The organism is Bounagaea algeriensis, assembly GCF_054491375.1.
Genome location: NZ_CM137102.1, coordinates 2,994,109 through 3,006,968 on the forward strand (window position 1 = coordinate 2,994,109; position 12,860 = coordinate 3,006,968).

Below are 12,860 nucleotides of genomic sequence, written 5' to 3' on the forward strand. Positions count from 1 at the left end.
CGCGAACGTGGCCAAGCACTCGCGGCCGCGGGCGTGCACGTGCCCGCGGCCGCGCTGCGCCGTACCCGGCTACCTCTCCTGCTCGGGCGGCGACTCGGTGGTCTCGGTCTCCGCGCGCTCCTGTTCGAGCTGGCGGCGCCGGCCGATGTCGGCGCTGACCCGCAGACCCGCTCCGGGAGGCGGCTCGGCCTGCACCACGCTCATCCGCTCCTCGGACAGCCCCTTGACCAAACCGAAGCACATCGCCAGCAGCACGATGCAGAACGGCAGCCCGGCCGCCAGCGAGGCGGTCTGCAGCGCGGTGAGCGCGTCCTCCCCGCTGGCCGCGCCGGCCAGCAGCAGCGCCACGGCGATGACCCCCTCCAGGACCGCCCAGAACAGGCGTTGCTGCCACCTCGGGTTGGGATCGCCGCCGTTGGTGAGGATGTCGACCACGAGCGAGCCGGAGTCCGAGGAGGTGGCGAAGAACAGCACCACGACGATGATCGCCACGACCGAGGCCACCGTGTGCAGTATCGCGCCGATGGGCAGCTGGTTGAACAGCACGAACATGGCCGTTTCCGAACTCGCCTCGGCCAGCGGGTTGGCGGGGTTCATCAGCAGCAGCCGCAGCGCCGACTCGCCGAAGACCGTCAGCCACACGAACGAGGCACCGACCGGGGCCAGCATCGCGCCGAGGATGAACTGGCGGATCGTGCGCCCGTAGGAGATGCGGGCGATGAACATGCCGACGAACGGCGACCAGGAGATCCACCACCCCCAGTAGAACAACGTCCACTCCCCCTGCCAGGACTGGCCCGCCGGGTCGTTGGGGAAGGTCTGGAAGCTCATTCCCGGCAGGTTCTGCAGGTACGTCCCGATGTTCGCCGCGACCGAGTTCAGCAGGTTCAACGAGGGACCGACGGCGAAGACGAACACCATCAGCGCGAACGCCAGCCACAGGTTGATCAGCGACAGGTTGCGGATGCCCTTGTCGATGCCGAGCATCACCGACACGACCGCGATCGCGGTGATCGCCAGCACGATGATGACCTGCAGCGTGGGGGTGTTGTCCACGCCGAACAGCGTGTTGAAGCCGGCGCCGACCTGCTGGCCGCCGAGCCCCAGCGAGGTGGCCAGCCCGAACAGGGTGCCGAACACTGCCAGGATGTCGATGATGTGCCCGGTCCAGCCGTAGATCCGCTCACCGATGAGCGGGTAGAACGCCGAGGCCGGCCGCAGCGGCATGCCGCGACGGAAGGCGAAGTAGCCCAGCGAGAGCCCGAGGATGATGTAGATCGCCCACGGGTGCAGCCCCCAGTGGTAGAAGGTGTACTGCATCGCGCCACTGGCGGCCGCGTCGGTACCGCCGGCTCCCGTGGGCGGGCTGGTGAAGTGCGAGATCGGCTCGCTGACGGCGAAGTACACCAGGCCGATGCCCATGCCGGCGGTGAACAGCATGGCGAACCACGCCTGGCTGCTGTACTCCGGTTTGGAGTCCGAGGGTCCGATGCGGATCGTCCCCCAGCGGGTGAACAGCAGGATCACCACGAAGACGACGAACAGGCTCGCGGCGATGATGTAGAGCCAGCCGAAGGTCGACGTGATGAACGTGTTCACCGCCGTGGCGACGTCGGACAGCGATCCGGGGGCGAGCACTCCCCACAGGACGAACGCCACCGCGACGACCCCCGAGATGAGGAACACCGGAGGATTCGTGTGCGATCGGATGTAGCTGTACACAGTGGTCACCTTCCGCCCGTCACGGATGGCCGGCCCACGCCGGCCGGAACTCGGTGCTGTGCCGATGCGTCGCGGACGCGGGTCCGCCGGTGTGCCCCTCCTCGGCGAGATGTTCGTGCGGTTCGCGGAAACTGCCACTTCTCGGCGCGGCTGGCCGCCCCGCCGGGGTGAAAATCCGACACCGGGAACATATGGCGTTGTTCCTGGGATGAGTATCGGCCACACCCACCGCCTCTGCAAGACGCCGCGGCCGCTGCCAGCACGGGCTCCCGCGCGTCCGGCAGGGGCGGTCGCAGCTGCGCACCGACCAGCGCGAGCACGGGTCACGTGGTCGAGGCAGGCACCTGTCCGGCACCGGGCACGTGTCAGGTGCCGGGTTCCGCGCGCTCGGCGCCGAAGGACGGTCCTCGGCTGCGCCCGCGGCTCGCAGCTGCTCCCGCGGCTCGCGGTGGCGCGCACGTGGGCGCCCGCGGAGGGCGAGCCCCGGCTCCGGCCGATCACGCGGCACTTCTCGGCATCGCACCGGCGCCGCTGCCCAGGTCACCGCTCAGGTCACCGCTCAAGTCGCCGCTCAGGTCGCCACCGGGAGAGATCGAGGACCGCCGGCGACACCACCGGCACCTGCCCCGGGCAGGCCCGGCGCTAGGCTGCGGCGCATGCCTCGATTCGACGCGGTGTTCTTCGACATCGGTGAAACCATTGTGGACAAATCGCGTGACTACGCGGCGATGGCGGCATTCCTCGGTGTTGCACCGCACACGTTCTCGGCCGTGTTCGGCGGATTGCTGGCGCGCGGAGCCGACTTCCGCGAAGTGGTGCCGCTGCTGCGCCCGGACCTGAGCTGGTCCGCGGCGCGCGCGGCGGGAGCGGGGCGCACCGACGTCATCGAGGACGACCTGTACTCCGACGTGCGACCGGCTCTCGGCAAGCTGCGCGAATCGGGGATCTTCGTCGGTGTGTGCGGCAACCAGGACCCGGGATTGGCCGAGAACCTCCGGGCGCTGGGCCTGCCCGCCGATCTCGTGGCCACCTCGGCGGAGTGGGCGACGGCCAAACCCGCCCCCGAGTTCTTCGCGCGGATCGCGCAGGAGTGCGACCTGCCGTCCGAGCGGATCGCCTACGTCGGCGACCAGTGGGACAACGACGTGCGCCCCGCCGCGGACGCCGGCATGGCAGCCGTGCGGCTGCGCCGGGGTCCGTGGGGCGCCCTGCACGCCGATGACGCGTCCGCGGCGCAGTGCCTGGCCGTGATCGACGGGCTCGACGAGCTTCCCGGGCTGCTCGCGGGCGGAACGTGACGGCGGCGGGCTGCTCGCGGGGCGCGCCGCCGGTCCGGCGACGCGCCCGCCCCGCCGTCAGTACATCATCCGCGGGTCGTAGTAGTGCTTGAACTCGAGCAGGTTGTTGGACGGGTCCTTGAGCACCACGGTCAGGTGCTCCTCCACGGACCCCTCGAAGCGGCTGCTCGGCTTCACGAAGAACTCCAGCCCGCGCGTCTGCGCCAGGTTCACCAGCCGGTCGAAGTCCTCGCGGTTGCGGAAGGTGACGCCGAAGTGCCGCGGGTACAGCTGCGGCGGATCGGTGCCGATGTTGTCCGAGAGGTGGCACACGACCTGGTCACCGAAGAAGTCCAGCGTGATCCGGTCGTCGTAGCGGCGGGCGAGCTTGCAGCCCAGCCCGGTCACGTAGAACTCCTGCGCCGCGTCCAGATCGTGCGTCGGGATCGCGAGGTGGAACGCGTCGTGCATGTCGCGCATGGTGTGCGGGCTCCTCAGAAATCGTTGAACGTGTCGGCGCGCAGCCCCAGGCGCAAGGTCTCCACACCGACCACGTCGTCCGGACGGATGTTGCCGAGGTTCGTCTGCGGCCCCAGCTGCCCCAGGAAATACGTCTGCAACTGCTTGGTGGGCGCCTCGAAGACGAGGCTGTTCAGCTCGATGTCCGCTTCGGCGATCTCGTCGATCAGCTCGTGCCGGAGGTCACCCCCGGCGCTGCAGATGCCGCTCAAACCGCTCTCCCGCGCCTCGGTGATGACGCGGCTGGCCCCGGCGTCCAGGTCGCGGCGGATGCTGTCGACCCACTCCTGCGCCGACAGCTGCTGCGAGCGGGCCGGGTCCTTGAAACCGACCTCGGAAAGAACGCGGAATTCCTCGGAGAAGCGCCTGACGTACCGGGCTTTCTCCGCGTTGGTGAGTTCCACGCTCCCGTTCGAGATCTCCACCGTGCCCGCACCGCTGTCAAAGCACAGTTTGTACCATTCATCGACGCGGTCCCGCTGCAGGAACTTCTCGAACAGCGTACCGCCGAAGAAGAAATCAACCCCGTTGTCCGCCGCGGCCGCGACTTTCTCCTCGATGCCCGGGGTGGCCAGGCACGTCCCCCAGCCGAATTTGACGAGATCGATCAATTCGCCGAAGCTGGCCATGATGTCACGGAAGTGGCTCGTTGCCAACCCGCTGTCGATGACCATCGTCAAGCCGCGGGCACGCGGCTTGGTGTCCCGCGCCGGCAACGGGATGGAATGTTGGTGCGGCGCAGAAACAGCTTGCAACATGGCCTCCTAGGTGCACTGGAGCGCGGCCTCCCGGAAAGCGGACAATTGCGGGCGCACGCGAAGGTGTTTGCCGATCCGTGATTGCACGATATGAAACCTACCAGGCCCCGCCGCGCATTCCCAACGGGTGGATGCCAGCAGAATTGGCGCATTGCGCACCATCAGGAGAAAACGGAGATCAACCAGGCAAAGCAGACGCACCTCATTGCGGGATGCGCGAGTGCTCCCCGAGAATTTTCCGACCGGAAACGCACCGACGCGTCCGTTGCACCGCTTTCCCGCTGATCGGCGCGATGCGTATTTGTCCGCTCGCGGAACGCACCCACCGGCGCCGGGATACCCCTCGCCGTAACCGCGGCCGCGAGCGCCCCCGCAGGCACCGCCGCACGCACGGGCCGCGCACGCCTGCGCACGCCGACCCGCGAGGCCGCCGAACGCACCAGCCATCCACAGGATTGCGCACGTGCGCGCACGCCACCGTTCGCCCAGAGCGGACACCCTCCGGCCCCGCCGCCCGCCGGGGGCAGCAACACGCCGCCGCACCCCCGCACCGGGCGGTGGCACGTCGGAACGACGCAGCGCACACGCCGCACCCCGGCAGCGACTGCGCTGTGCACAGCGCCCAACCCGAGGAATTAGGCATCCCCCGGGGGTGACGTCGTAGGCTGGCGCCGTGACCGATCGCGACCTATCCTCCACGGACCAACAGCGCGCCGAGCTCTCCGAGCTCACCGATCCCATCGTCGTCTGCGCCTTCGAGGGCTGGAACGACGCGGGCGACGCGGCCAGCTCCGCGATCGAGCACCTTCAGCTCATCTGGGACGCGACATCGCTGAGCGAGATCGACCCGGACCCCTACTACGACTTCCAGGTCAGCCGTCCCACGGTGAAGCTCGTCGACGGCATCACCAGGGAGGTCACCTGGCCCACGACGCGGTTGACCGTGTGCCGCCCGCCGAGCAGCGAGCGCGACGTGGTGCTGGTGCACGGGATCGAACCGAACATGCGCTGGCGCGCCTTCTGCGCGGAGCTCGTGGACCTCATGGAGCGAGTGGGCGCTCGCACCGTGGTCACCCTCGGCGCGCTGCTGGCCGACGCACCGCACACCCGCCCGGTGCCGGTGACCGGCGCGGCCTACGACGCCGAATCCGCCAGCCGCTTCGACCTGGAGCGCTCGCGCTACGAAGGCCCCACGGGCATCCTCGGCATCTTCCAAGACGCGTGCGTGCAGGTCGGCATCCCCGCCGTCTCCTTCTGGGCGGCCGTACCGCACTACGTCTCGCAGCCGCCCTCGCCGAAGGCCACGCTGGCGCTGCTGCACCGCGTCGAAGAGGCGCTGGACGTGGAGGTCCCGCTCGGCAACCTCCCCGACCAGGCCGACGAGTGGGAGCAGACGGTCAGCGAGATGGCCGAGGAGGACGAGGACGTGCGCAACTACGTCCGCGCCCTGGAGGAACGCGGTGACGCCGAGGTGAAGCTCACCGAGACCAGCGGCGACGCGATCGCCGCCGAGTTCGAGCGCTACCTGCGCCGCCGCGGCCCCGGCGGTCCCGGCAAGGGCCCCACCGGCCCCGGGCCGGGCTGAGGCCCCGGCGACAGCGCCCCCGGCCGGGTGTTGCACGCCTCCGGCCGGGTCTTGCGCGGCCCCACGCGCAACGGTGCCCGCGAGCTGTCGGCTCGCGGGCACCGTTGCGTCTGCCGCCTCGTTCTCCCCCGCCTCGTTCCTCCGCGCCCCGGGGACGGGCGAGGACCTCCTGCTGCGCCGGAGTACGCGCCGGGTCCGCGCGAGCTCGCAGCCGCGCGGGCATCACGAGCGCGGCCGCCCGCCGTCAGCACGCCGAGGACGAGCGCGGGCGCTGCCGCGGCGAAGTCGAGCACGACGCCGGCCGAGGCCGAGCCCGCGGCGTTGCCCACGCCGAACGACGTGATCACCCAGGCGTGCGCCCCGGTGGTCGCGTCCTCCGGTAGTCGTGCCCGCCACCAGCGCGAAAGCCGACAGCAGCCTGGGCACGTACCGGGCGCGCAGCACCTCCCGGGCCGCAGGACTCGCCCGCCGCGTCGTGTTCACTCAGCACCTCGGTGGTTCGGTGTCGCCCGCGTCGTCTCCGCGGCGCGGAGAGGACGATCAGTGCACCTACGACCACCGGCACCGATCAAAGGCGCACGCCCAGCAGCGCGTCCACGGCCGTGCGCAGCAGTGCAGGGGATTCGGAGTCCTCGCCGCGCCCCGCCAGCGCCTGATCGGCCCACTCGTCGACCACGGCCAGGGCCCCCCGGGTGTCCAGATCGTCCGAGAGGCGCTCGCGCAGCCGGTCCAGCACGGGTTCGGCCGGCGGACCGCTCGCGGCGGACACGGCCTGCCGCCAGCGCGCCAACCGGGCGGTTCCGGTGGTGAGCACGTCGGCCGTCCACGACCGGTCCGCGCGGTAGTGCCCGTCGAGCAGGCTCATCCGGATCGCCATCGGCTCCACCCGGTCCCCGCGCAGCCGGGACACGAAGACCAGGTTGCCCTGCGACTTCGACATCTTCGACCCGTCGAGTCCCAGCATCCCCGCGTGCGCGTAGTGCTTGGCGAACGGGAACTCGCCGCAGATGGCCTCGGCGTGCGCGGCGCTGAACTCGTGGTGCGGGAAGATCAGGTCCGATCCGCCGCCCTGCACGTCGAAGCCGAGGCCGAGCCGGTTCAGCGCGATCACCGAGCACTCCAGGTGCCAGCCGGGACGTCCGGGGCCGAGTTCCGAGTCCCACGAGGGCTCGCCCTCGCGCTCGGCGCGCCACAGCAGGGCGTCCAGCGGGTGCTCCTTGCCGGGGCGTTCGGGGTCTCCGCCGCGTTCGGCGAAGTACTCGTTCATGGTCTGCTCGTCGTAGCCGGAGGCGTAGCCGAACCGGCCGGTGGCCTGGTGGCGGAAGTAGATGTCCGGGTGCTCGGGATCGTCCACCCGGTAGGCCGCGCCCGAGGCGAGCAGCTTGCCCACCGCCTCGGTGATCTCCTGCATGGCCTCCACCGCGCCGATGAAGTCGGTCGGGGGCAGCACGCGCAGCGCCGCCATGTCCTCGCGGAACAGGGCGGTTTCGCGCATGCCGAGCACGACCCAGTCCTCGTTGTCGTGCGCGGCCCGTTCCAGCAGCGGATCGTCGATGTCGGTGACGTTCTGCACGTAGTGCACGCGGTGGCCGTTGTCCAGCCAGATCCGGTGCACGAGGTCGAACGCCAGGTAGGTGGCGGCGTGCCCGAGGTGGGTCGCGTCATAGGGGGTGATGCCGCAGACGTACATCCGCGCCACGTGACCGGGGTCGGTGCGGTGCACGGCTCCGGAGGACGTGTCGTACAACTGCAGCGGACGAGGCGTGCCCGGCACCTGGGGCACGGGAACCGACGACCAGGGTTGCATGCCTTCGACCCTAGCCGCCGCGCCGCAGGACGCGCCGCTGCCATCCGCCCCACCGACCGCACCGGCCCGACCGCACGGCGTCGGTTGCGGACATTTCTCGAGAAATGTCGAGAACTTTTCTCGAGAAACGTCCCTCCCTGGCGGCGGCGGTCCCCCCGCTGCGCGAGGGTTGCAGCGGTTTCGGCAAGGACCCGGCGGGCGGTAGAAAGATCGGGGAGCTGCCTACCGGCGGCAGCGAGTGCAACGGCGACTGAGGTGACGGCATGGACATCGAGGTATCCCCCGGCGAGGTCGGTTTCGACGCGGCGCGGCTGCGCCGGCTCGACGAGCACTTCGCCCGCTACGTCGACGACGGGCTGCTGCCCGGCTGGCTCGCGCTCGTCACGCGCCGCGGCAAGATCGCCCACCTGTCCACCCGGGGATGGCAGGACCTGGGCACGGACACACCGGTGCGTCCCGACACGCTGTTCCGCATCTACTCGATGAGCAAACCGATCACCTCGGTGGCGGCGATGATGCTGCACGAGCAGGGCGTGTTCGAACTGACCGACCCGATCAGCCGGTTCCTGCCCGCGTTCGCCGAACCGCGGGTGTACCTCGGCGGCACGCCCGACGCGCCGCAGACCCGGCCGGCCACCGAACCGATCCGCATCTGGCACCTGCTCACCCACACCGCCGGGCTGACCTACGGTTTCCACCACCGCCACCCGGTGGACGCGATGTACCGCGCGGCCGGCTTCGACGAGCGGATGGCCAAGGGGCTGGACCTGGCCGAGTGCTGCGACGTGTGGGGCGGTCTGCCGCTGCTGTTCGACCCGGGCTCGGGGTGGAACTACTCGCTGGCCACGGACGTGCTGGGGCGGCTGGTCGAGGTCGCCTCCGGGCAGCCGCTGGACGCGTTCTTCCGGGAGCGGATCTTCGAACCGCTGGGCATGCACGACACCGGGTTCAGCGCCGCCCCGGCCGACGAGCAGCGCCTGGCCACGCTCCACGTCGCCGACGAGGCCAAGCGCGCGAAGCCGCACCCGCGGGCGCAGCGCGCGCACGAGCTGTCGCTGGAGCAGCCCAAGATGCTCTCCGGCGGCGGAGGCCTGATCTCCTCGGCGCACGACTACCACCGGTTCACGCAGATGCTGCTGCGCGGCGGCGAGCTGGACGGGGTGCGGCTGCTCGGCAGCCGGACGGTGCGGTACATGACGCGCAACCACCTGCCCGGCGGGGCCACGCTCGAATCACTGGCGATGGGGTCCTTCTCCGAGGCGAGCAACGCCGGCACCGGGTTCGGCCTGGGGTTCTCGGTGGTCGAGGACCCGGTGGCGGGCAAGGTGCCCTGCTCGGCCGGCGAGTACGCCTGGGGCGGGGCGGCGAGCACGGCCTTCTGGGTCGACCCGGCCGAGGAGATCACCGTCGTGTTCCTCACGCAGCTGCTGCCCTCCGGTGCGCACCCGCTGCGCTCGCAGTTGCACCAGCTCGTCCGCCAGGCGCTGGTGGACTGAGGTGCCTCCGCGGGTCAGCGCTCGGCCGAGTTACCGGCCCCCGGCTGCGGTCGGTCGCCGCGGGGCCGCCAGCGGCCGAAGCCGCCTTCGGTGTTGAGCACCTGGCCGGTGATCCAGCGCGCCTCGTCGGTCACCAGCCACGCGATCAGCCGCGCCGGATCGTCCGGTTCGCCGAAACGGCCGAACGGGAACATGGGCGCGACCTGCTGCCACGTGTCCGCGTCGAGGTAACCGGTGTCGACCGGGCCGGGATTGACCGCGTTGAGGGTGATGCCGGCCTCGGCCAGCTGGTCCGCCAGCGTCAGCGTGATCTCCGCCAGCGCACCTTTCGACGCGGCGTAGGCCACCTCGCCCGGCATCGGTCCCTGCTGCTGGCCGGAGGTCATCAGCACCACCCGCCCGCCGGCCCGTCCGTCGTGGCGGGCGGCGAACTCCTGGGCAAGCAGGATCGACGAGCGGGTGTTCACCGCCCAGTGGCCGTCGAGCACGGTCGCGTCGAGCTCGCCCAGGGCGCCGTCGGAGCCGCTGCGCGCGTGGTTGCACACGAGGACGTCGACGTGGCCGTGCGCACGCACCGCCGCGTCCAGCACGTGCCGCGGCGCGTCCGGCTCGGCCAGGTCCGCGGCCACTGCCGTCAGCCGGGCGTCGCCGGACAGGCACTCGCGCACGCCACCGAGCACGGAGTCGAGGTCGTCGGCTCCCCACGGCTGCTCGGCGTCGTGCGGCTGGTGGTGCTGCAGCAGCAGCGAGGCACCGCAGGCGGCCAGCCGCCGGGCGAGGGCGAAGCCGATACCGGCGCGCCGGCTCACTCCGGTGACCACGGCCGTCCGGCCGCGCAGCGGATGCGGATCGCGTGCGGGTTGTTCGACCACGCCCACCAGTTTCACCCACCCGCCCACGGGTTTTCCCCGAGCAGGCGGAGAGCACGCTGCCCCAGATCGACCGCGTGCGCAGGCGAATCCCGCAGCGTGCGCACCGCGCAGCTCCACGTGCCCGCATCGCACGACCCCGCGTGCGCGCACGGCCCGAGTAAGCGGACGTGCGGATTGGCGGCCGCTTGCTCGGCCGCACCGGTTCGCCAGGCAAGCGGCGGACTCCCGAACGGGGAGGACTTCACCTGCGCCGCCGCGGAACCACCCGCGTCTCCCCCACCGCCAGGTCCCACCTGCGCTGCTCGTCGAGGCCGAGCCGCGACCAGTAGGCGCGGAACCGCTGCAGCGGTTCGACCGCGGGCTCGCGGCTGAGCGGGAACGTGCCCCAGTGCATGCTCGCCCCGTAGCGCGCGCCGAGGTCGCGCACGGCGTGCACCGCCTCCTCCGGGCTCATGTGCATCTCCCGCAGGTCCCGCCGCGGTTCGTAACCGCCGATGGGCACCATGACCGCGTCGATGCCGGAGTACCACCGACCGATCTCGGCGAAGTGCCGTCCGTACCCGGTGTCGCCCGCGTGCAGCACGCGGCTGCGGCTGCCGGTGATGACCCAGCCGCCCCAGAGGCTGTCGCCGGTGTCCCACGGCATGCGGCGGCTCCAGTGCCGTGCGGGGACGAAGGTGAACCGCAGACCGGAGATGCGGACGGACTCCCACCAGTCCAGTTCGACGGCGTAGGTGAATCCGCGGCGTTCGAACCACCGGGCGAGACCGGCGGGCACGAGCATCGGCGTGTTGCGCGGGAACCGCTGCAGCGTCGGCGCGTCCAGGTGGTCGTAGTGGTTGTGCGAGATGAGCACCGCAGCGATCGGCGGCAGGTCGCCGAACTCGACACCCGGCGGGGTCAGCCGTTGCGGCACGCCGCGGATCTTCGTCGACCACACCGGGTCGGTGAGCACGGCGGCGCCCTGCATCCGGACGAGGTAGGTGGCGTGGCCGACCCAGGTCAGGGCGATGTCGTCCTCGCCGACGGGAGCGAGTTCGCCGCGGTGCACGGGGATGTCGTCGGCGGGCTCCTGCCCGGCGCGTTCGTCCGCGGTCCAGGCGAACCGCAGCACGTCGAACCACCCGGGAGGCACGTCCGCGAGACGATCCGCGTAGGAACCGCGCTGCGGCCGTAGCGGGAACCGTCGCTGCTGGGAGTGCACACCGGCAGCCTGCCCGTTGCAGCCGGATGCGGCGAGCTCGGCGGCCTGCGGGTCCTACGACCGGAGGAGCCGCGGACGCCACCGGGGTTCCGCGGAGGAGACGGACCGGCGCGTACCCGGCCGGGGCCACCCCCGGGGCACCAGCCCCAGAACGCTGTTGAACCAGAACACCGGTCGGATCAGAACGGCGGCCAGGGGATCGGGGGCCAGGAGTCCGACGGTTCCGGGAAGGCGCCGGTCTGCAGCAGCCGGTCCACGCGTTCGGCCGTCGCCCGGATCTCCGCGGCGTCGATGTGCTCGGCCAACTGCGCGGCCAACGACCCGTCGAGCAGGCCGCGCAGCTCGCGGAGCCGCTCGACGGCCCACGCCGGCAGGGGTTCACCGGTCCAGCCCCACAGGACGGTGCGGAGCTTGTCCTCGGTGTGCAGGCTCACGCCGTGGTCCACGCCGAGCACGCGACCTTCAGTGGTCTGCAGGACGTGCCCGGCCTTGCGGTCGGAGTTGTTGATGACAGCGTCGAACACGGCCATGCGCTGCAGGCGTTCGTCATCGGCGTGGGCGAGAGCGACGGGTTCGCCCTCCTCGTCCTCGGCGTGCAGCACCACCCGCCAACCCGCGGGGACCTCCTCGGAGCGGAACACGTCGACGAGGTCGGCATCGCCGTGGTCGTCGATCCACAGCTGCACCATGCCGGGCCCGAACGGGCCGTCCCGCAGCAGCGTGGGCGGGGTCAGGTGCCACCCGAGCGCATCGGAGACGAGCGCCGCTGCCACTTCGCGACCGGCCAGCGTGCCGTTCGGGAAGTCCCACAGGGGGCGTTCCCCGCGCACCGGTTTGTAGACGCACTCGGCGCGGGCACCCCCGGATTCCACGCCGCACAGCATCGTGGCGTTGGAGGCGGCGACGAGGCGGCCGCGCACGTCGAGCCGCCCCCGGCTGAGCAGTTCGCGGGCGTGCTCGTCGGTGTGCAGCACGCCGATCACACCTCTTCGCTGCGCCGGTAACCGTTCTGCCGCGGGCAGATGTGTCCCTCCGCGTCCAGCGGCTCGTTGCAGAGCGGGCAGGGCTTGCGTCCGGCGTTGATGATCCGCTCGGCGCGTTCGGCGAACGCGCGGGCGTACACCGGGCTGAGGAACACGCGCAGCGCGTCGGGACCTTCCTCGGTGTCGTCGAGGACGATGGACTCGTCGATCTCCTCCTCGGTCATCGCGAGGACCTCCACGACGACGGCCTCCGTCTCGGCGTCCCAGCCCAGGCCCATCGTGCCGACGCGGAACTCCTCCTCCACCGGCACCTCCAACGGTTCGCTGTCGAGCACTTCCTCGGGAGTGTCCGAGGGGAGTTCGAGTTCGAACCGCCGCTGCACCTCGTCGAGCAACGCGCTGATGCGTTCCGCGAGCACGGAGACCTGCTGCTTCTCCAGCTGGACGCTGACGGTGCGCAGACTCTCGGTCGCCTGGAGGTAGAAGGTGCGATCCCCAGGTTCCCCGACGGTTCCGGAGACGAAGCGGTCGGGTTGACGGAAGACGTGGATGACACGAGCCATGGCACCGTCGACACTAAGCCACGCCGGCCTCGGCGTGTGCGCCCGGGCCCGGTTGCACGGCCCGCGGGCGCGGG

General features: G+C 71.1%; 11 protein-coding genes. 3 read left to right on the forward strand and 8 right to left on the reverse strand.

The window, feature by feature from the left end:
* Positions 1-69: 69 nt before the first annotated feature.
* Entirely contained in the window at positions 70-1,722 is a 1,653-nt protein-coding gene (locus ACVGV2_RS13520; RefSeq protein WP_459162723.1) for a BCCT family transporter, read from the reverse strand.
* Positions 1,723-2,378: 656 nt separating this feature from the next.
* On the opposite strand from ACVGV2_RS13520, the gene ACVGV2_RS13525 reads away from it, so the two are divergent.
* Complete coding sequence (locus ACVGV2_RS13525) at positions 2,379-3,020, forward strand: HAD family hydrolase (RefSeq protein WP_459162724.1); 642 nt, start codon at positions 2,379-2,381, stop codon at positions 3,018-3,020.
* A gap of 57 nt (positions 3,021-3,077) precedes the next feature.
* Here the strand turns inward: ACVGV2_RS13525 and ACVGV2_RS13530 are convergent, their stop codons facing one another.
* Together ACVGV2_RS13530 and ACVGV2_RS13535 are read right to left on the reverse strand one after the other, a co-directional pair.
* Entirely contained in the window at positions 3,078-3,479 is a 402-nt protein-coding gene (locus ACVGV2_RS13530) for a VOC family protein (protein WP_459162725.1), read from the reverse strand.
* Between the two features lie 14 nt (positions 3,480-3,493).
* On the reverse strand, positions 3,494-4,234 hold the full coding sequence (locus ACVGV2_RS13535; RefSeq protein ID WP_459162726.1) for a phosphosulfolactate synthase: 741 nt from the start codon (positions 4,232-4,234) through the stop codon (positions 3,494-3,496).
* Between the two features lie 715 nt (positions 4,235-4,949).
* On the opposite strand from ACVGV2_RS13535, the gene ACVGV2_RS13540 reads away from it, so the two are divergent.
* Positions 4,950-5,861 (forward strand): PAC2 family protein, encoded by a 912-nt coding sequence (locus ACVGV2_RS13540; RefSeq protein WP_459162727.1) that lies wholly within the window; start codon positions 4,950-4,952, stop codon positions 5,859-5,861.
* Positions 5,862-6,429: 568 nt separating this feature from the next.
* On the opposite strand, the gene mshC is transcribed toward ACVGV2_RS13540, so the two are convergent.
* Positions 6,430-7,668, reverse strand: coding sequence for a cysteine--1-D-myo-inosityl 2-amino-2-deoxy-alpha-D-glucopyranoside ligase (mshC, locus tag ACVGV2_RS13545; protein WP_459162728.1), 1,239 nt, complete (start codon positions 7,666-7,668; stop codon positions 6,430-6,432).
* A gap of 263 nt (positions 7,669-7,931) precedes the next feature.
* On the opposite strand from mshC, the gene ACVGV2_RS13550 reads away from it, so the two are divergent.
* Positions 7,932-9,164, forward strand: a complete 1,233-nt coding sequence (locus tag ACVGV2_RS13550; protein ID WP_459162729.1) for a serine hydrolase domain-containing protein — start codon at positions 7,932-7,934, stop codon at positions 9,162-9,164.
* A 14-nt stretch (positions 9,165-9,178) separates the two neighbouring features.
* On the opposite strand, the gene ACVGV2_RS13555 is transcribed toward ACVGV2_RS13550, so the two are convergent.
* The 4 genes from ACVGV2_RS13555 to ACVGV2_RS13570 form a co-directional block, all read right to left on the reverse strand.
* Positions 9,179-10,063 carry an SDR family oxidoreductase gene (locus ACVGV2_RS13555; RefSeq protein ID WP_459162730.1) on the reverse strand — a complete coding sequence of 295 codons (885 nt, stop codon included), beginning with the start codon at positions 10,061-10,063 and terminating at the stop codon, positions 9,179-9,181.
* Between the two features lie 214 nt (positions 10,064-10,277).
* Positions 10,278-11,171, reverse strand: coding sequence for an MBL fold metallo-hydrolase (locus ACVGV2_RS13560; RefSeq protein WP_459162731.1), 894 nt, complete (start codon positions 11,169-11,171; stop codon positions 10,278-10,280).
* Positions 11,172-11,419: 248 nt separating this feature from the next.
* Complete coding sequence (locus ACVGV2_RS13565) at positions 11,420-12,220, reverse strand: SCO1664 family protein (RefSeq protein WP_459165987.1); 801 nt, start codon at positions 12,218-12,220, stop codon at positions 11,420-11,422.
* Positions 12,220-12,786, reverse strand: coding sequence for a DUF3090 domain-containing protein (locus ACVGV2_RS13570; protein ID WP_459162732.1), 567 nt, complete (start codon positions 12,784-12,786; stop codon positions 12,220-12,222). The genes ACVGV2_RS13565 and ACVGV2_RS13570 overlap by 1 nt, the downstream gene beginning before the upstream one ends.
* Between the last annotated feature and the right edge of the window lie 74 nt (positions 12,787-12,860).

Excerpts from the sequence above, each read along its gene's own strand:
- ACVGV2_RS13530 (WP_459162725.1), bottom strand. The coding sequence starts at position 3,479 with ATGCGCGACATGCACGACGCGTTCCACCTCGCGATCCCGACGCACGAT.
- ACVGV2_RS13525 (WP_459162724.1), top strand. The coding sequence starts at position 2,379 with ATGCCTCGATTCGACGCGGTGTTCTTCGACATCGGTGAAACCATTGTG.
- mshC (WP_459162728.1), bottom strand. The coding sequence starts at position 7,668 with ATGCAACCCTGGTCGTCGGTTCCCGTGCCCCAGGTGCCGGGCACGCCT.
- ACVGV2_RS13550 (WP_459162729.1), top strand. The coding sequence starts at position 7,932 with ATGGACATCGAGGTATCCCCCGGCGAGGTCGGTTTCGACGCGGCGCGG.
- ACVGV2_RS13570 (WP_459162732.1), bottom strand. The coding sequence starts at position 12,786 with ATGGCTCGTGTCATCCACGTCTTCCGTCAACCCGACCGCTTCGTCTCC.